The organism is Pseudarthrobacter sp. NBSH8 (assembly GCF_014217545.1).
Classification (GTDB): domain Bacteria; phylum Actinomycetota; class Actinomycetes; order Actinomycetales; family Micrococcaceae; genus Arthrobacter.
The window spans coordinates 3,242,260-3,261,187 of the sequence record NZ_CP043178.1 but is presented as its reverse complement, the minus strand read 5'-3'; the positions used below and the strand labels follow the sequence as shown (position 1 = coordinate 3,261,187).

General features: G+C 60.8%; 15 protein-coding genes. 8 read left to right on the top strand and 7 right to left on the bottom strand.

The genetic code is table 11. The annotated features are described in order from the left end of the window. The first annotated feature begins 8 nt into the window (after nucleotides 1-8). The 3 genes from paaE to galU all read left to right on the top strand — a co-directional run bounded on the left by paaE (nucleotide 9) and on the right by galU (nucleotide 3,131). The gene (paaE, locus tag FYJ92_RS15010; RefSeq protein WP_185261406.1) at nucleotides 9-1,250 is read left to right on the top strand and encodes a 1,2-phenylacetyl-CoA epoxidase subunit PaaE; all 1,242 of its coding nucleotides are present in this window, start codon (nucleotides 9-11) and stop codon (nucleotides 1,248-1,250) included. Between the two features lie 99 nt (nucleotides 1,251-1,349). Next, nucleotides 1,350-2,129: an enoyl-CoA hydratase/isomerase family protein gene (locus tag FYJ92_RS15005; RefSeq protein ID WP_185261405.1), complete on the top strand. Its 780-nt coding sequence runs from the start codon at nucleotides 1,350-1,352 to the stop codon at nucleotides 2,127-2,129. 111 nt (nucleotides 2,130-2,240) lie between these two features. Further along, complete coding sequence (gene galU, locus FYJ92_RS15000; RefSeq protein WP_185261404.1) at nucleotides 2,241-3,131, top strand: UTP--glucose-1-phosphate uridylyltransferase GalU; 891 nt, start codon at nucleotides 2,241-2,243, stop codon at nucleotides 3,129-3,131. A 22-nt stretch (nucleotides 3,132-3,153) separates the two neighbouring features. Here galU and FYJ92_RS14995 read toward each other — a convergent pair whose 3' ends face one another. From FYJ92_RS14995 to FYJ92_RS14980, 4 genes are all read right to left on the bottom strand, one after another. Continuing rightward, nucleotides 3,154-3,600 carry a VanZ family protein gene (locus FYJ92_RS14995; protein WP_255482135.1) on the bottom strand — a complete coding sequence of 149 codons (447 nt, stop codon included), beginning with the start codon at nucleotides 3,598-3,600 and terminating at the stop codon, nucleotides 3,154-3,156. A gap of 267 nt (nucleotides 3,601-3,867) precedes the next feature. Then, on the bottom strand, nucleotides 3,868-4,479 hold the full coding sequence (locus FYJ92_RS14990) for an LPXTG cell wall anchor domain-containing protein (protein ID WP_185261403.1): 612 nt from the start codon (nucleotides 4,477-4,479) through the stop codon (nucleotides 3,868-3,870). A 178-nt stretch (nucleotides 4,480-4,657) separates the two neighbouring features. Continuing rightward, nucleotides 4,658-6,532, bottom strand: coding sequence for a DUF4012 domain-containing protein (locus FYJ92_RS14985; protein WP_185261402.1), 1,875 nt, complete (start codon nucleotides 6,530-6,532; stop codon nucleotides 4,658-4,660). 45 nt (nucleotides 6,533-6,577) lie between these two features. After that, nucleotides 6,578-8,008, bottom strand: coding sequence for a sugar transferase (locus FYJ92_RS14980; RefSeq protein ID WP_185261401.1), 1,431 nt, complete (start codon nucleotides 8,006-8,008; stop codon nucleotides 6,578-6,580). 507 nt (nucleotides 8,009-8,515) lie between these two features. Here FYJ92_RS14980 and FYJ92_RS14975 point away from each other — a divergent pair. The 4 genes from FYJ92_RS14975 (at nucleotide 8,516) to FYJ92_RS14960 (ending at nucleotide 12,952) form a co-directional block, all read left to right on the top strand. After that, nucleotides 8,516-9,694, top strand: coding sequence for a glycosyltransferase (locus FYJ92_RS14975; protein ID WP_185261400.1), 1,179 nt, complete (start codon nucleotides 8,516-8,518; stop codon nucleotides 9,692-9,694). A gap of 80 nt (nucleotides 9,695-9,774) precedes the next feature. Beyond that, nucleotides 9,775-11,031 (top strand): lipopolysaccharide biosynthesis protein, encoded by a 1,257-nt coding sequence (locus tag FYJ92_RS14970; protein ID WP_185261399.1) that lies wholly within the window; start codon nucleotides 9,775-9,777, stop codon nucleotides 11,029-11,031. A 53-nt stretch (nucleotides 11,032-11,084) separates the two neighbouring features. Next, nucleotides 11,085-12,038: a polysaccharide pyruvyl transferase family protein gene (locus FYJ92_RS14965; RefSeq protein WP_185261398.1), complete on the top strand. Its 954-nt coding sequence runs from the start codon at nucleotides 11,085-11,087 to the stop codon at nucleotides 12,036-12,038. 2 nt (nucleotides 12,039-12,040) lie between these two features. Next, nucleotides 12,041-12,952 carry a glycosyltransferase family 2 protein gene (locus FYJ92_RS14960; RefSeq protein ID WP_185261397.1) on the top strand — a complete coding sequence of 304 codons (912 nt, stop codon included), beginning with the start codon at nucleotides 12,041-12,043 and terminating at the stop codon, nucleotides 12,950-12,952. A 169-nt stretch (nucleotides 12,953-13,121) separates the two neighbouring features. On the opposite strand, the gene FYJ92_RS14955 is transcribed toward FYJ92_RS14960, so the two are convergent. After that, nucleotides 13,122-13,481, bottom strand: coding sequence for a transposase (locus FYJ92_RS14955; protein WP_255482426.1), 360 nt, complete (start codon nucleotides 13,479-13,481; stop codon nucleotides 13,122-13,124). Nucleotides 13,482-13,540: 59 nt separating this feature from the next. Further along, nucleotides 13,541-15,778, bottom strand: coding sequence for a helix-turn-helix domain containing protein (locus FYJ92_RS14950; protein ID WP_185261395.1), 2,238 nt, complete (start codon nucleotides 15,776-15,778; stop codon nucleotides 13,541-13,543). Nucleotides 15,779-16,112: 334 nt separating this feature from the next. Between FYJ92_RS14950 and FYJ92_RS14945 the strand changes: the two genes are divergently transcribed. Then, complete coding sequence (locus FYJ92_RS14945) at nucleotides 16,113-18,353, top strand: helix-turn-helix domain-containing protein (protein WP_185261396.1); 2,241 nt, start codon at nucleotides 16,113-16,115, stop codon at nucleotides 18,351-18,353. A gap of 4 nt (nucleotides 18,354-18,357) precedes the next feature. On the opposite strand, the gene FYJ92_RS14940 is transcribed toward FYJ92_RS14945, so the two are convergent. Continuing rightward, nucleotides 18,358-18,915: a transposase gene (locus FYJ92_RS14940; protein ID WP_255482134.1), complete on the bottom strand. Its 558-nt coding sequence runs from the start codon at nucleotides 18,913-18,915 to the stop codon at nucleotides 18,358-18,360. Nucleotides 18,916-18,928: the final 13 nt, after the last annotated feature.

The window sequence follows — 18,928 nt, the reverse complement described above, 5'->3', positions numbered from 1 at the left end:
GAAGCCCCATGCCTGTTGTGCGCCAGACCGCCGCCGAATCGGCGCTAGCCAGCGGCCGCCGTCGTCCGTCCTTCCACACCCTCACCGTCGCGGAGGTGCGCCGGCTGACCGAGGACGCCATCGAGGTGACGTTCGGCGTCCCCGAAGAGCTCGCCGGCCAGTTCGACTACCTGCCCGGCCAGTATGTGGCCCTGCGCACCACGCTGGCGGATGAGAACGGCGAGCCGCATGAGGTGCGGCGCAGCTATTCCATCTGTGCCGAGCCGCGCAGCTTCCCGGATGGCAGCAGCGAGATCCGGGTGGCGGTGAAGCAGGACCTGGGCGGGCTGTTTTCCACGTGGGCCAATGCGGAGCTGAAGGCGGGGGACACCCTGGAGGTCATGAGCCCCATGGGCGCGTTTGTGTCCAAGCACGGCCGGGACGGCAAGGCCGTGGAGCAGAACGTCATGAACTCCATGAACCACCCGGAAGACCTGGCGGGTGAAACTGCCTCCATTGGGGGAGGCAGTTTCGTGGCCATCGCGGCGGGCTCGGGCATCACCCCGGTGATCGCGATCGCCCGCACGCTGCTGGCGGCCAACCCGGAGACGCGTTTTGACCTGATCTACGCCAACAAGGCCGCCATGGACGTGATGTTCCTGGAGGAGCTGGCGGACCTGAAGGACAGGTACCCGCAGCGGCTGGCCATCCACCACGTGCTCTCCCGCGAGCAGCGGATCGCGCCGCTGCTCAGCGGACGGATCGACGCCGGGAAGCTGCGGCAGCTGCTGGGCACCGCCATCCACGCGGACGATGTGGACGAGTGGTTCCTGTGCGGGCCGTTCGAGCTGGTGCAGCTGTGCCGGGACACCCTGGCCGAGCGCGGGGTGAAGCCGGAGCACGTGCGGTTCGAGCTGTTTACGAGCGGGAAGCCGGACCGGCCGGAGGGCAATGCCGGCCGTCCCGTGGTGGTGGACGAGTCTCAGGAGGCGTACAGGATCACGTTTAAGCTGGACGGCCTGCAGGGCGAGGTGGCCAGCCCCACGCACGCCCGCGAGTCGATCCTGAACGCCGCGTTGCGGGTCCGGGCGGATGTCCCGTTCGCGTGCGCCGGGGGAGTGTGCGGGACATGCCGCGCCAAACTGGTCACCGGCACCGTGACCATGGACGAGAACTACGCGCTGGAGCAGGATGAACTGGACAAGGGGTACGTCCTGACCTGCCAGAGCCACCCCACCAGCAAAGATGTATCAGTCGACTTCGACGTCTAACGAGGCCCCGGTGGTCTCGGTGGTTGAGCTTGTCGAAACCGTCGAAACCCCTCGGTGGTTGAGCCTGTCGAAACCCCCGAACCCAACCCAAGGAGCCCAATGATCTCCCTCTCCATCGCCAACAACATCGCCGAAGTTGTCCTGGACGCGCCGTACAAGCTGAACTCCCTCGACGAGCAGGCGCTTGCGGATTTAGCACAGGCGTACGACGACGCCGCTGCCGCCGCCTCACGCGGTGAGGTGCGGGCGCTGCTGCTCAGGGGAGAAGGCCGCGCCTTCTGCGCGGGCCGGGACATTTCGGGCGTGACGCCGGAAACGGACGACGCCGAGGCCTACCTGGGTGGGCTGGTGCAGCCGTTGCTGAAGCAGATGAGTGAGTTCCCCGCGCCGACGTTCGCCGCCGCGCAGGGTGCCTGCCTGGGTGTGGGGCTGGGCCTGCTGCTGGCCACGGACGTGGTGTACGTGGCGGAGAATGCGAAGTTCGGCTCTCCGTTCGCCAAGCTGGGGGCGACGCTGGATTCGGGCGGGCATTGGTACTTCACCGAGCGTCTGGGGATGCACCGGACGCTGGACCTGATCTACACGGCCGAGCTCATGTCCGGCACGGAGGCCGTGGCGCAGGGGATGTTCAGCCGGGCGATGCCTGCCGATGAATTACTGGGCAACACTAGGGAAATTGTGACGAAGGTGGCCGCCGGGGCAACGGGCGCGTTCACTGCGAGCAAGGAGCTGGTGGCGCACATCCGCGACCAGCGGCTGGGCCTGTGGGACGCCATGGCCGAGGAAAACGCCGAGCAGGCACGCCTCTGCAAGAGCGCGGACTACGCCGAGGGCTTCCGGGCGTTCCAGGAGAAGCGAGAGCCAAAGTTCGTTGGTTGAGCCTGTCGAAACCCAGGCCCGGTGATTGAGCGGGCCCGAAACCCAGGCCCGGTGATTGAGCCTGTCGAAATCAAATTGCGCTTTTTTGCCAACGATTTGTAAGGTGCACCTATGACTATGGGGAAATCTATTACAAAAGCCGTCATTCCTGCTGCCGGTCTGGGGACGCGCTTCCTGCCTGCCACCAAGGCGATGCCGAAGGAAATGTTGCCGGTGGTTGACCGCCCGGCTATCCAGTACGTCGTGGAGGAAGCCGTCAAGGCCGGCCTCGACGACATTTTGATGATCACGGGGCGCAGCAAGCGTGCCCTTGAGGACCACTTCGACCGTGAACCCGGATTGGAGCGTGCGCTGGAGCTGAAGGGCGATCAGGGTCGCCTGGACCTGGTGCACGAGGCGTCCGACCTGGGCCCCATCCACTACGTCCGCCAGGGCGAAGCCAAGGGGTTGGGCCATGCTGTGCTCTGTGCGCGTCAGCATGTGGGCAACGAGCCCTTCGCCGTACTACTGGGCGACGACCTCATCGATGAGGCCGAGTCGCTCCTGACCACCATGATCGAGGTGCAGCAGAAGACCGGTGGATCGGTTGTCGCCCTCATCGAGGTGGACCCGTCGCAGATCAGTGCTTACGGCTGCGCGGACATCACGGCCATCGAAGGCGAAGACTACGTCCGCGTCAACAAACTGGTCGAGAAGCCGGCCGTCGGCGAGGCGCCGTCCAACCTGGCTGTCATCGGCCGGTACGTGCTGCACCCCTCGGTGTTCGGCGTCCTGGAAAACACGGAGCCCGGCCGCGGCGGAGAAATCCAGCTGACCGACGCGCTCCAGACCATGGCCACCGGCGAAAGTGAAGGATCGGGCGTGTACGGGGTGGTCTTCAAGGGCCGGCGCTTCGATACCGGCGACAAGCTGAGCTACCTCAAAGCAGTCATCACGTTGGCGTCCGAGCGCGTGGAGTTCGGCGAGGACTTGAAGACGTGGCTGAAGGCTTTCGTTGGCTAAGTCCTGATGCTTCTGTGACGCCCTACAGGCCGGCCGCTGACCAGCGACGGGCCTGTAGTCCTTTAACGGCCGCAGTGACCAGTAGAGCGCCAATGACGGCCCCTCCGGTGTTTGTGACAAGATCCAGCGCACTCGCGAACCGGTTGTGAAGAAACAGCAGCTGGCCCAGTTCGATGCAGCCCGAGACAACGAGCCCGAAAATTCCGATCTGCCACCACGGGATACGAGGATATGCCATGGCAGCCACCGAACCGAGCGGAATGAAGAGCGCCACATTGGCGGATGCCTCGACAAATTGGTAATTGAACCACGCAGGAACTCCATGGGCGTGCAGGAATTTCAGGACGCTGGCGAGTTGGCCCTGCACAGGCTGATCGACGGGGCTGGGCCAGAACGCCACCAGGGCCAGCGGCACCAGCATGGCCGCCAGCATGGTGCGCCAGAGCCTCGGGTTCGTTGGGCCTCTCAAAGGGCTCTCAGGTGGTTTTCAGCAGGGCGAGGGCAGCAGTTCCGAGGGCGGCTGCAGTCAAGAGCGCCAAGAGTATGTAAGGGAGCCACTCGGGGCGGGGTAGGGGTACAGAAAAGTCGAACTGTGGTCGTGAACTGCGCCAATGTCTCCCCATAACTCTTATAGATACCACATGTCTGAGCCTGAGCAGTTAAATGCCGAGGGTGGGTGGTTCTCCGGTTTCCCGGAGAACCACCCACCCTCTTTGGTGCTTGTGAAGTGCTGCGGTTACGCTGCTGCCTCGGTCTTGGCGCGGCGGCGAACTACAACTACCGATGCTGCGCCGGCGGCCAGTGCGCCTGCGCCCACTAGGGTCCACAGGATCAGGCCGGAGTCGGCGCCGGTGTTGGCAAGGCCGCCGGTGTTGGCGAGTGCTGCGCCGCCGCCGGTGTTGGCGAGTGCTGCACCATTGCTGGCGAAGCTCGGGTCCACAACAACCGTGACGGGGCCAACAGTGATGCCAGAGGTGTTACCCGTTGCCGTGATGGAGTAGGTTCCGGACGTGGCAATGGTGAGCGGGAACGCGAACGCGCCCTGCGCGTCAGCGGTGGCAGCGAAGGTCTGGGGCGCCAAGAAAACCGGGATCTTTGCCGAAACCGAGGTGGCGCCGATGGTGGCACCGCCGGCTGCGGGCGGGTTGCCCGGTGTCACGGTGATGGTGAGTGATTCACCGGCAAACATGCCCTGGCCACGGAAGACGAACTGCTCACCCGGGCCAACGGTGCCGTCAGAAACGGCGGCCTGCGGCGGAAGGGCCGGGTACGTGGTGGCCATGGCCGGTGCTGAGCCGATCAACGCGATGGAGCCGGCAAGTGCGAGTGCTGCGAGTATTTTTTTCATTAGTGTCCCCCCGGAGACGTAAAGTTTTTGGTGTACCCGATTGAGGAGGTTCCTCTCCGCACGAGACCTGTGCGAAAATCCCGGATATATATCCCAAAAAGACGTTACCACTTGTGTTGAGCTGTGAGCAATGTCAATCAGGACGGTTTACACAGTGTTAACGCGCCCGCCACCCTCGCTAGCCACACGGCAAGGTTTGTGTCGGCAGGATCACGTCTTTGACAGCTTGCACCATGGGTGTGACAACCAGGTTAGGTTCCGTGTGCTGGACAATCTCCCCGAAGGTAAACTCCACGGTTTTGCTTTCACCGGGCGCTAGCTTGACGGCCAGTACTCCGACTGGCCTGTTGGCGTGCCGGTGGGCAGCGAAATCGGTTCTTTGCCCGTCCAATTTAGCCGTTTCCATGTTCGCCTGTACCGGCCCATACGCCACGATGTTGGTTTGTACTGATCCGGCAGGCACCCCAAAGACCCCTCCACCGGTGACGTAGGCCGGCAAGGAAGTCGCCGCGTCCGCAGGTGCAGTATTTATGCTCGTGACGCGAACAGTTGTTTGTTCGTACCCGTTTTGCGAGCATTCCTTCACGAGTTGGACAGTACGTTTGACGTAGTAATCCATCTTGGCGCCGGTACCGTCGTTGAAGTAAACACCAAACTGGGCCGGGGCAATGCTAGGCCCAGCAATGGATCCGCTCAAGGCGTACTTGCTTATCACGGACTGTTCCGCCGGGAGTCCAGACCAGACCAGGACACGGCCTTCGGCAGTTCCCCGCGTGAGCCCGTCGATCAGGCTTTTCGCGTTGCCCCTGCCGTCTGACAACGCTGCAAAGATCTCCTGGGCGACGCCGGCGAAGTAGGCGTCTTGGAGAGCGGGCTGCTGGATTCGTGCATACACGTCTGAGAGCAGAGTTTGGACAATGTTCTTACCGGTTAGCTCTGTCGGCAAGCCCACGGATGCGAGTGCCGACAGCTCCGGATGCGAGATCGCCACGGGCCCGGTGGCATCCAGAATGTAGCCCAATGCAACTGGGTCAACGGAGATCACACCATCAACTCGCTGCCCGGACTTTCTCTCCCACATGGCCTGAGCTGTGCTGGCTGCCGTTGGGAAGTCGGGCGTCAGGTTCACATCCTGCATGAACTTGCCTAGGCGCGCGGAGTAGATCTGCCGCTGTTCTGGGTCTAACGGCACAATTGGCGACATGAGACCGACACCCGCAGCGCTGCTTTGCTCGCCCAATGAGATTTTACCTTGGTCGAGCTTTACCACGGCTAAAGCTCCCGGGATGCCACCGGATGCACGGACTTCAGAGTTGTTCTGGATGATCAGCAAGTAGCTGCGCGGACCCTGCCCACCCAACATGCTTGGAACAATCTCCGAGGCGTTGGCCGAAGCGTCCAACGCGTCGGTCACTTCTTCGAGTTGCCCGCGAGCTCGCGTTAAAGGTTCAGCGACTTGTGGTACGAGAAAGCTGGTATCGATTCGCTCCAGACGATCGGCGGATACGCGAACAGCATGAGCTGCGGATGAGACGCTTGGAGATGCTTTTTGGAGGGCGGCTAAATCCGTGCCTGCGCTATTCGGCATAAGGCTGTCCCAGTTGAGGGATTCGAATACATTGACGAGCGGTGCTACACCCAGGGTGGCGACGTCATCCGCCGAACGTGCGACCTCTGCGACAGCACTGAAGTTGCTACCCAATGCGGGCACCGCGGATGCCAGGCTCCAAAGCGGATCTTCAGCAGCAGCGCGCGCGGTCTCGGTGTGAGACCTCAGCTCGTCGACGGTAAGGGCAGCCCCTTCTGGGTCGTTAGCAGAGATATTGCCTTTGAGCTGGGGTATCAGCTGGGAAGCCGCGTCTAACTCTGTGCTTATAGTTGTGGCTTTCGCGCCCAGCCAGGTCAGGGCAAAAATCAAGACAGCTGCCGCGGCTAGTGTCCAAGCGCCGGCAACAAGAAGTCGGTTGCGAAAGCGGCGACGTGTCCTGAAGCCGCGGCCAGAGTGCCCCAAAATCTTGCGGTGCTCGGGATTCGTGTCATTGGAATCCGTCATGAAGAGCGGCATCCTTCCGGATATGAGTATTTGGCAGATGGAGGGTCAGTAGGCGCCCGTGCTGTGAAAGACAGCACGAACTGTTCTGAGAAGGATCACCAGATCGCCCGCTAACGACCAGTTTTCTACGTAGTAAAGGTCGAGCCTGACTGAGTCCTGCCAAGAGAGATTCGAGCGTCCACTTACCTGCCAGAGTCCGGTCAAGCCGGGTTTCACCAAAAGCCGGCGCCGGACGTCTTGCTCGTACACTTCGACCTCGCTCGGCAAAGGAGGTCTCGGTCCAACGAGGCTCATCGAACCGGCGAAGATATTGAAGAGTTGCGGCAGTTCGTCCAGGCTGTATTTTCGCAGGAATCCCCCGACTCGAGTAATACGTGGATCGTCCTTTATTTTGAAGAGTATCCCGTTACCTTCATTGCGGTGTGCCAGTTCTGCGAGCTGAAGTTCAGCATCAACTACCATCGACCGGAATTTCAACATCCTAAAGTGAGTTCCTTCTATGCCGACGCGTTCCTGTCGGAACAGTGTCGGTCCGCGAGTGTCGATTCTCACCATGAGCGCAATAATTGCCATAAGGGGTGCGAAGACCACGATCAGGAATCCCGCGACGACAATGTCGAACAGTCGCTTGGCAACTCGTTGACCGCCCTCGAGCGTTGGTGTTGTGACGTGAATTAGAGGTAATCCCGCGACCTGCTGAGTGTGGATGCGTGGACCCGCTATGTCGGTCAGGGCCGGTGCCATGATCAGTCCGATGTTCCGCGCTGCCAACTCCCATCCCAGGTGCCTGAGAGTCTGGGGGTGTAACTGCACGCCAGCGGAGACCGCGACGGCATCCGCCCCGCAACGACGGATTGCAGCCATGATGGATTCAGTATCCGGTTTGTAGCCTAAGACTTCCAGACCAGATTTGGCTTCCACTTCCGGATGATCCTGCTGACCCGGGATATAGGCAGCGACCGGAAGATACCCAGACTGCGTTGCTTTGTCGAGAGACGAAGCTAGATGGGCAACAGCACTCGGGCCGCCCATGAGTAACAGTCTCGACATACTGTTTCCGCGTCCGCGCTCCACGCTTAGGTGTTGGCGAAGATGCCAGCGAGCGAGCAACAGTCCGAAAACGCCGGCCGGCAGCGCGACACCCACGTAACCGCGTGCTGTGTCGAATCGAAACACGTAGGACACGATGGCAACGAGTCCAAACAACCAGAGCGATGCAGCGGCGACTCTCTTGTACTCGTCTGATCCGGTACCTAATATGCGACTTGCACGGCTGCTCCATGCACCGAGCATGAACCACCAAACAAGGGCTAATACGATAGAAAGCCAAACGTAAGTTGCGTCCTGGTCGCCGGTCGTTTCCTCGAACCCGAAACGGACGATGTACGCTCCGGCAACTGCCCAGATCACAACAGCGGCATCGATTACCGCAAGCCTCCGTGAATATTTGATACGCCAATCGAGCGCATTTCGCATCTGCCCCCCAGAGTGCCTTGTTTTGAATCAGATTACATGTGGAGCTCACACCAACTGCAATGTTGCACTATCCGTCGGTCGTCGGGCCACGGTCGTACCGTGCATTTGCCTGGGACGGTGGCAGGCGATGCTGAGCTGTCGGCAGCCAACCCGGCGCCTTTGCCCGATCCGCTATTTGTTGCAGCGGCAGGCGTGCGGGACCGCCGAGAGCAGGACGTTCCTCGGCATGGTAAGCCGCGGTGGTTTCGAACAAAATGGACATGTCCCGGCGGCTTGCATAATATCGGTCGGGAGGCAGTCAGAGTTGCGGCCCCGTGGAGCGGACTGACAGCGCCGTTAGCCGCTGAATTGGCTGCGCAGCATCGACTCGAATTTCACTAATCGACACACAGCGAGACATGCACGTCCTCGACCGCCGACGGGCCACTCCTTTGAGACCTTCCTCAATATCCTTGCACTGACACGAATCAACCGGCCGGGCTACCGAGCACCAGAAAGGTCGCGAGCGTGAGCGTTCTATTCATTGCAGATGATTCGCTTTTTCCGACGAACAGCGGTGGACGCGCCGAGGCTTTAGGCGAATGTACTGGGCTGATTCAAGCGGGAATTAAAGTACGACTCCTGGTTTCCCACAGGCTCGATATCCCTCCGGCAGACCGAGAACGGCACCGAGCAATTGACCCAGAGGCTATCTTCATCAAGCGCGCCTCGGCGCTCAGTTCATCGCTCCGGCACCCGCTGTCTCCGTACCAGCTCTCAAGTAGAGTCATTGGGCGGGCGCAAGTGACTTCGATAACATCCGGCCCTGTGATCAATGCCGTAATTGCTTCCCACGAGTGGACTCTTAATATGGGTGCGAAATTGGCGGAACGGCTGGACGCACCATTAATTCTTCGTAGCCACAATGACGAAGTGGCGTACATGAACAGTTTGGCTGGGGATGCAGGTCTTATTCGAGGTGCGTATTACCGCGCTGAGGCTATTAGGCTCAAGCGGCTGCTGCCAGCGCTTATGCGAAAAGTCGACTTTGCCGCAGTTCTGTCAGATGCAGACTCCAGTTGCTATGAGGCCTTGGGCGTCCCGACTCGCCTGATTCCTCCCGTGCTCACAGAGGTCACTCACGACATCGAATCTCCCATTCGGACGCCACCAGATAACACGAAGATTCTCTTCGTAGGTTCCTTGGACGCGCCTCAGGCTGTACAGGGGCTCCGATGGTTCATTGCTGACGTGCTACCGCTTGTTAGGAAAACCTGCCCAGAAGCGAGTCTAATCGTCGCCGGCCGAAGGGCCAGTCCGACCCTTGTCCGCGAATTGAGTAGGAGCGAAGGAGTAGAATACCTCGGGGAAGTATCTGATCTCGAACCGGTGATGTCATCAGTTCGAATTTTTGTCAACCCGGTCTTTGGGGGAAGCGGCGTGAACATGAAGGTTGGCCCGCCAAGTGAAAACGGCATTCCTGTTGTGACGACAACAATTGGCGCCCGAGGACTAGATGCAATTTCAGGCGGTTTGAGTGTCGCTAACACTGAATCAGGTTTTGCCAAAATTTGCTGTGATCTTTTGATCTCCAACGTACTCTGGATCGAGAAGTCTAGATCTCTGCAGCAAGGGATCCGTTCCTTCACTTCGATGGCATCCGGACGAGCCTTTGCTGAATTAGCCCTCGGTATATCCAGAAGATGACAAAAGACCCAAGTTTGCGGCCTTGCATTTTCAGGTTATTAATCGGGTTGGAAATTGAGAAGTGCTGAATGTTAGGTAGTTTGCTGTGGTCATTCATTGAGCGGATAATGCCACGGGCAGCAACGGCACTCCTGATGTTTCTGGCGGCAATTTACGTTTCTCCTTCAATTCTTGGAATATACACGTGGGCCATTCTTGGATTCACACTTCTACAATCCGTCTTTGATGTAGCAGTTCGCCAAGTTGCGGTAGGTGCGCTCAGAACGCGCAGTGGACTACGTTTCTTAGTGAATTATAGGACAACATTTATGGTTGTTGGTGTGTTGATTATTGGTGTTGTTATAGTATCGTTGCTGCTAACTCAACCCAACCACCTGCATAGCTCCATTTGGATGCTATGCCCGCTTGCAGTTGCCCCAATTGCTATGGCATCAGGAACTAAATCTGTGGCCACTTTGCAGAGTGCGGGCAAATGGAAGGCGTTGGCGTCGGCTCAGTCCCTGTCAGTCCTAATATCGCTCATCATAAGTCTCCCGGTCGTCCTCATGACGCGATCTATTGCGGGATGTGTACTCCAGGTGTCAATTGTTGAATTGATTTTTGCGTTCATGGTGGTGAGAATGGCGAAGGCTACGCAGATCCCAGCATCGCAATATTTAGGCATTCCCCCCGCTTCGGTTGTGTCTCAGTTTTCATCGGCCTCGACTTATTCGGCTTTGGGATGGGGCCAAGGCCAAGCAGACCGTGTTCTGGTGGGCCTACTTGTGGGAACTGCGAAGCTTGGCCAGTACAACTTGGCGTGGTCCGTCTCGAGAAGCCTGGGAGACGCGATAGTTAATGCAAGTGTAAACGTCATTCGCCCGCAAATTCTGGACAAGGCAAATGATGTTGATTCTCAGGGAGATGTAAGACGTCTGCTTAGTCGAGCTTGTCTTATGATAACCGTGACTATCGTCCTGACGATAGCGGGCACAGAGTTTATTTTGAAGCCGGTACTCGGTGATGAATGGGCCGATGCGTTGCGGGCAGTTCCGGTCATGGCCCTCTGCACATACCCACAGATATTCTCATACACAGCCACGATTTATCTCACTCGCTTAGGTAAGTTGCGAGCAGGTCTGCTGCCTAAGATTCTTGGCTTGTTGCTTGCGATTCCCATCGCTCTGGCGGCGGTCTCGGGACTCACATTTGCGGCTTGGCTGGCTGTAGCACGTGAACTTGTAGTGATGATATGGCTTGTCTGGCTAGTACGGAAGCAAATCCCGCTGCTCGGGATGGTTATAGGCGCCAGTGGCTTTGGTGTTATGGCTTCTTTCGTTCTTGTTTGGAACGTTTAGCTCGGTTGTAGTAATGAGCACTTGTGTGAAATATCTGAAGACAGGGAAAATAAATGGATTATATTGACTTCATGAAGGATGAGGCCGTCTCGGCCTTCGATCGTATTTTTGATGGTATTAAGGAAGTTGTTCTCACTGATTTCCCCGATCATGAAAATGTTGGGGATTCGGCGATTGCGCTCGGCGAGTTGGAGTATTTTCGAACCCGAGCAATAGAAGTGACGAAAATTTACTGTGTAGGAACGCTCTACAGGGGTGTGTACGCGAGCGAGATTCCGGTGGTGATCCACGGCGGCGGCAACTTCGGCGGTCTCTATCCTGCGGTCGAGAACCACAGGTACTCCATGGCGCGGAACTTGAGCGCTGATACTCCGTTGATACAGGCGCCTCAATCCGTTCATTTCGTGGACGACGTATCAAGGCAAAACTTCATCACGCACCTTGCTGACCGAAGGAACTTCCGAATGGGAGTACGCGATAATTACTCATCAAGCAAGATAGTAGACTCTTTGCCTGATCACATCATTTCTCCCGACGCGGTTCACTTGCTCGGTCAAATTCAGGCTGCGTCCCCCACTCAATCGACGGTCATACTGGCTAGAACCGACGGCGAGTCGGCCGCCAATCGCGAGGCAGTGCGGAAATTCGGCAGCGTCGACTGGCTTGAAGACTACCCCTGGACGCGCCGCCAGACGTTGCTTAGGTGGAAATATCGCTACCTCGGGCGCGTAGGGGACTGGCTCAATCCGAATCCTGCCCGCTGGGAGGCTATTGCCCAAGGCCGAATGGACAGAGGCGTCGGCATTTTGGCGACTGGCGAAACGATCGTTACTGATCGACTTCATGCAATGTTGATTGGTCTGCAAATGGGCCGTCAAGTTATTGCAATCGATAACAACAACCAAAAGCTGTCCAGTTACGCAGACACTTGGTTTGGGGCAGCTAATCCGGATGTACGTTTCGTCAAGTCGTTTGAAGATGCCATGGACGTTGTAGGAATGAACTGATCATGGCGAACAAGGATTCCCGGCCAATCGACTCTGAACTGAGCGCTGCCCCCGATGCTGGAGGTATTGATTTTTCCATCGTCATTCCGTGCCTAAACGGCGAGACGACCTTAAGGAGGCAACTATCGGCATTGGTGAGTCAGAGCTTCCATGGGCGATACGAGGTCCTTGTGGCAGATAACGGTTCGACCGACTCAACCGTGTCGATTATTGAGGACTTTGAGCGGCGCTATCCGTGGGTTCGAAGAGTGGACGCAGGAGGCCGCAAGGGAATAAATCACGCCCGCAATCGTGGAATCGACGAATCGGGTGGAAACTTCATATTGTTTTGCGATTCCGACGATGAAGTAGATAGGGATTGGCTGCAAGAAATGGCGTCGAGTGTCTCCAATGGTTCAGTCGCCGTCGGCGGAACCTTGGACAGGCGTCTTCCAGGAGGTGAAAGGCTTTCAATAGAGCGGCGGCTATACACAATGTTCTGGGACATTCCTTGGCCCGCCGGTGCAAATTGTGGTTTTTCGCGCTCCGTCTTTGAAGCCGTAGGGAAATTTGACGAGGAACTAATGGGTGGGGCTGATGAAACGGACTACTTCTGGCGCATCCATTTCGCTGGGTACTCAACGGACCTCGTCGAAGGGGCTATCGTGAAGTACTTCGTGCGAGCTCAGCTTAAACAAGTGTTCCGCCAGGCATTCAACTACGGTGCGTCCCACGTTCGCCTATACGCGAAGTACAGAACACTAGGCATGCCTCGGTCTAATCCGCTGCGCTCCTTAGCTGTTATCGGCCACAGCTGCGTCGTGTTGCTCTCGGCTCGGAAACGATCACCAGAAAGGCGCAAGGCTGTGGAGCGTTTAGGTGCCCATTTAGGGCGCATCCGTGGAAGCATTCAAGAGCGGGTCATTTATCTGTAGCGCCAGGGGCTCGAAAACAATCGATTCTTAGTGCGCGCAAGGCAGTTCACCGGCAGTGAATCACGAAGGATTGAACCGTCCCGGGTTTGATGCCGCTATCTTCTGTGAGAAAGATAGGGATTATGGGGCTCTTCAAGGTTCCCGGGGAATGGTCTGCTGAGATGATTGCTCATGCTGCCGTCCGGGCGGCACTTCTCAAGAGAATACGCGATTTGTAGTTGTCCGGGTTTCGGTAGCCCCGCGCGGTGCGTTTGATGTGTTTTATTGCGGTGTTATTGGCTTCTACCTTGGCGGTTGTTGCGCCGGTGACGATGAGGACTTCGATCTCGGCCCACCAGCGGCAGACAGTCCGGTAGAGCCTGTTGGTCTCGGGCATCGCGGCGCGTTCCACCAGGTCCGCGAGGGCCGTCTTCGCGGCGGCTGCGGCTTCGAGGGACCCGGTGGAGAGCAGGGTGCGTAGTTGTTCCTTGACGTGCCAGGCGGCTTGGAGGCTGCCGGTCGGATCGTCAGCGGCGAAGACGCCGGCCAGCCGGTGGTGGCCGCGTTCTGAGAGGTTCTCGTTGGCCTCAGGACTCTGGACTTAGCGATTTAGTTTGTGAGTGTCGTTTCTTTGTTTTTGATCTCGAATCGTAGGATCCGGTCCGTGCCGGGATACCGGGTTTCGGTGGCGGTGAGGTGTATGCAAAGTTCGCTTATCGCGGTGGTTGCCCGTTGGGTGGGGAGCGGGTCGAGGCGGATGGTGAGGTAGCCATCGACGCGGGGGTCGATGTCTCCGCTGCCGGTGAGGGCCTGCCGGATCAGGGCGTGTGCTTCGTCCTCGCCGCGGGCGTAGCCGGTGTTGGTCCGGACCTCTCTGGCCAGCGTTGATGCGGTGTTGAACGCGGCCATCCGGATCGCATGGCTGAGGAGTTTCGTCTCGGTCTCGAGGACCTGCTGGTCCGCGGCGATCTCGCCGAGCGGAACCCGGGCGGGGATCTCCCGGTGCGCTGCCTGCGCGGCCTCGAGAGCGGTTTCGGCGGTCAGCAGGTCCGCGGTGATCTTGTTGTGCATGGTGTTCGTGATCAGGACCGTGGATGTTCCCGGCGGCGGGGTGCGGGCGGCGAGCATCGCCGCGTCGGTGTCCGCCAGGGTCTTCTCATACCGGGTCCTGGCGGCCAGGACCTGCTGGTAGGCCTTGCGTTTGGCGGGGTTCGGCACCGACCGTTCCGGGTCGTCATCACTGGAGGTGTAGGCGTCGTGCGAATCCAGGGCGAAGCGGATCCGGGCGTAGCGGAAATAGTTTTCCTGCCGCCACCTGGCGCCCATCCGGTAGATGATCTCCCCGGCGGGCATGCCGGTGTTGGTGGTGAGGATGTGGATCTGCCGGGACCCGCCGCCGGGGGTGCTGACCCGGCGGCTGATCTGGCGCATCGGAAACACTTCCCCGGTCGTACCGACGGGCACCTCAACCTTGGTGTCCGCGGCATTCCACGCCCGGGTTTGCCCGTGCCCGTCGGTGTGGGTGACCTCGGCAAAGTGGGAGGGCCCGATGTCCTCGGTGATGCCTTTGCGCCAGGTCAGCACGTCGAAGTTCTTCTCTGCCATGTGTTGGAAGAGGGCCGGGGACCAGCCGCCCCGGTCAAAACCGACCAGCACCCTCCGGTCATCGCTGACGATGGTGCGCAGGGTCGGAAGGAGACGGCGCAGTTCTCCGGTCAGCGCGGCCCCGGGCTCGGCCATGACCACCAGCACCGGCGCGCCGGCCGCGTCGGCGACCCAGGTTTCCTCGGTCGCGGGGACCGGGAACTTTAACCGGGTGGAGTGGACTTTCCCGATCTTCCGCGTGCCCTGGTAAGCGCGGACATGTCCGTCAACGTAGAGCACCGCAGCCAGATCCTGCCCCGGCTCAGCACTGCCGTTGAGGTGTCTGGCAGCCATCGCGGTCAGCAGATCCCCGGCCTTGCCTCTGCTGGCCAGGGCCGCGGTTTTCCGGCGGAGGGTCTTCACTTCCGGGGCCCGGTCCATACCGAGGACCCGGCCCAAAGCTGCCGGGTCGATCCGGGTGATCCCCTCGGCGCGTGGTTCCCCGGCCAACGCCTGGAACACGGCACCGGTCAGGATGGTCTCCAACCCGTAGAATCCGTTCGGCAACGCCCCGAAGACCTCTTTCGCGCACTCCAGCAGCCCGGTGTGCTCGAGGGCGGGCAGGGCCAGGAACAGTCCGGCCAGCGGCACCCTTGCCGCCGGGGCGAACACCGGGGACGCGCACCCGAACAACCCGGACCGGGCCCAAGCCCGCTCACCGGACCGGTCCACCGGTGCCGGCAGCACCGGCAACTCCTCCTGCAGGAGCTCCGCTGCCGGCCGGTCCGGGTGCGCAGCAGCCGGCTCGTCCGGGGCAGGGGTTTCCATGGCCAGGGTGCGACGGACACTGAATTCAGAGACGCCCACAGCCGCTCCCACCGCCCGCAAGGACAGTCCCGTCGCACGCAGCGACCGGATCTGGGACATCAAGGCTTCGGTCAGCCGGCTGGGCCCTTTCGGACCGGACTTTTCCGGGGCCAACCCCAGCACCCCGGCCGCGCTCAGGTCCTGGCGCCACCGCCATAACGTGCCCGGATCCACACCGAACGCGGCAGCCACCTCAGCGACCGAACCGGCTCTAATATCCGCGAGTTTCGCCGCTGCGAACCGACGGGACACGGAATCCCCGGCGTCCCACCCGTAGGAGAGCTCGCCATGGACGAAAACCCGGCCGCCTTCCTCGTCTTCGACCAGCGACGCGGCGGCCCCTATCGGGACGGCTCCGGCGTCCATCGAGGCAGGCAGAGGCAGCTGAGCAGTCATCGCACCCATCTTCCCACCCCGCTCATTACGACAAATTATCTTGTCTAGATTTTATCGCAAGCAGGGGAAAATTAACAGCCCATCATGTAACAAAAGCACCGGAATCACGCGGAAGTCACTCCCCAGCATCCTCCTGTGTCAGGAGCCCTGGGCCTTCAGCAGCAGCATCCGGTTCGCCCAGGCCCAGGACTCTGGACATGGGGTGATGGTGTTCGACTGACTTCCGCAGGATTCCGGTGTTTTTGTTATGGGTACGGCTGTTAATCCTCCTTCTCTTGCGATAGAATCTAAGTAATAGATTGTTCGGTTTTGGAGGGGTGGCATGATGAGCGTGATGACTGCCCAACTGCCTTTTCCTCAAGCAATGGATGCCGGAGCGGTGCCGATAGGGCTCGCGGCGTCACTGCTGGAGGATGCCACGGGTGGGCGCGTGTTCGTTCATGGGGAACTCTCCTACGCCTGGGACGAGAAGGACATCGCGACCCGCCGGTTCGCGGCGGCGAAACTGGCGGACATCAAAGCCGCTTCGGTCGCCGGGATCGCTGCCGCGTTCGGTGTTGATGCGATCACCTTGTGGCGGTGGCGTCAGGTCCTGGCCGCGGAAGGGGTGTTGGGTCTGGCCCCGGAGAAGCCTGGTCCGAAGGGGCCCAGCCGGCTGACGGAACCGAAGATGTCCGAAATCCGTGCCTTGCGGGCGACCGGACTGTCGCTGCGGGCGATTGGAGCAAAGGTGGGCGTCTCCGAATTCAGCGTGCGACGGACACTGGCCATGCCGGTGCCCACCGGTCCGGAACCGGTGAAGCTTGATCCGCTTGCCACATCTGAAGCAGCAGCACCGGCAGCCGGGTTGCCGGTGCTGCCGGCACCGGTGGACCGGTCCGGAGAGCGGGCCTGGGCCCGGGCCGGGTTGGTGGAGTGCGCGGCACCGGTGTTCACCCCCGCGGCCCGTGTGCCGTTGGCCGGGCTGTTGCTGGCCCTGCCCGCCCTGCAGACCACGGGACTTTTGGAGTGCGCGAAGGAGACCTTCGGGGCGCTGCCGAACGGGTTTTACGGGTTGGAGACCATCCTGACCGGCGCCGTGTTCCAGGCCCTGGCCGGGGAACCACGCGCCGAAGGGATCACCCGGATCGACCCGGCAGCCCTGGGCCGGGTCCTCGGCCTGGACCGCGCCCCGGAAGTGAAAACCCTCCGCCGCAAAACCGCCGCGCTGGCCAGCAGAGGCAAGGCCGGGGAGCTGCTCACCGCGATGGCTGCCAGGCACCTCAACGGCAGCAACGAAGGAGGTGGGGATCTGGCCGCGGTGCTCTACGTTGACGGACATGTCCGCGCCTACCAGGGCACCAGGAAGATCGGGAAGGTCCATTCGACCCGGTTGAAGTTCCCCGTCCCGGCGACCGAGGAGACCTGGGTCGCCGACGCTGCCGGCGCGCCGGTCCTGGTGGTCATGGCCGAGCCCGGGGCCGCGCTGACCGGGGAACTGCGCCGGCTCCTGCCAACCCTGCGCACCATCATCGGCGATGACCGCCGGGTCCTGGTCGGTTTCGACCGGGGAGGCTGGTCCCCGGCCCTGTTCAAGCACATGGCAGAGAACAAATTTGATGTGCTGACCTGGCGCAAGGGCACCACCGAAGACGTTCCGGCATCCCTGTTCACCGAGGTCGCCCACACCGACGGGCACGGACAAACCCGTGCCTGGGAAGCGGCCGACACTGCCGTGGAGGTGCCGGTAGGCACTCCCGGGGAAGTGTTTCCGATGCGCCAGCTCAGCCGGCAGGTCAACACCCCCGGCGGCAGGGTGCGGCAGATCCACATCCTCACCACCAACACCGAGATGACCGCCGGGGAAATCATCTACCGGATGGGCGCCAGGTGGCGGCAGGAAAACTATTTCCGCTACGCCCGGATCCGCTTCGCCCTCGATTCCCACGACGCCTACACCTCCACTGACGATGATCCGGAACGGTCGGTGCCGAACCCGGCCAAACGCGTCGCCTACCAGCAGGTCCTCGCCGCCCGGACCCGGTACGAGAAGACCCTGGCCGACACCGACGCGGCGATGCTCGCCGCCCGGACACCGCCGCCGGGAACATCCACGGTCCTGATCACCAACACCATGCACAATGAGATCACCGCGGACCTGCTCACCGCCGAAACCGCCCTCGAGGCCGCGCAGGCAGCCCACAAGGGGATCCCTGCCCGGGTTCCGCTCGGCGAGATCGCCCCGGGCCAGCAGGTCCTGGAGAGCGAGACGAAACTGCTCAGCCATGCGATCCGGATGGCCGCGTTCAACACCGCATCAACGCTGGCGAGGGAGGTCCGGACCAACACCGGCTACGCCCGCGGCGAGGACGAAGCCCACACCCTGATCCGTCAGGTCCTCACCGGCAGCGGAGACATCGACCCCCGCATCGACGGCTACCTCACCATCCGTCTCGACCCGCTCCCCACCCAACGGGCCACCACCGCGATCAGTGAACTCTGCAATCACCTCACCGCCACCGAAACCCGCTACCCCGGCACAGACCGAATTCTGCGATTCGAGATCAAAAACAAAGAAACGTCAGCCAACAATTAAAACGCTATGTCCAGAGTCCTGAGGCCGGGTCCGTGGCCCTGCCCCGCCGGCCCCTGACCTGTTGGGACAGGCCCTGCCGGACGGTGGTGAGCATGTCGTTGGCCAGCATGGTCACGTGGAAGAGATCCACCGAGACTGCCGTGCGCGGCAACCACATCCGCAGTGCTTTCCGGAAGGCCGCGGACGGGTCGATTGCGACGACCTGCACGCCGAGCCGCCAGTCCAGCGGCCGGGCGAAGAGCCAGTCCCCAACGCCCTTGTGGTCACGCCCGTCCACAATGCCCAGGACCTGGCCGGTGTCCAGGTCCACGATCGTTGTCATCCAGGGCTCGTACCGGGTCCATGCCTTCGTTCCGGGGTCCTGGAAGAACCGCACGGACCGGTACCTGTGCTCATCGATCCCCAGCATCCTGGGCGCCAGCAAGTCCACGTCCGGCAGGCGCAGGGCGGCGTCGCCGATGACCTGCTGGACCAGCCACCACGAGATTCCGAACGCCATGGCCGTCTCGGACACCGCCCGTCCGGAGGTGATGACCGCGTCCAGTACCAGGGCTCCTGACACAGGAGGATGCTGG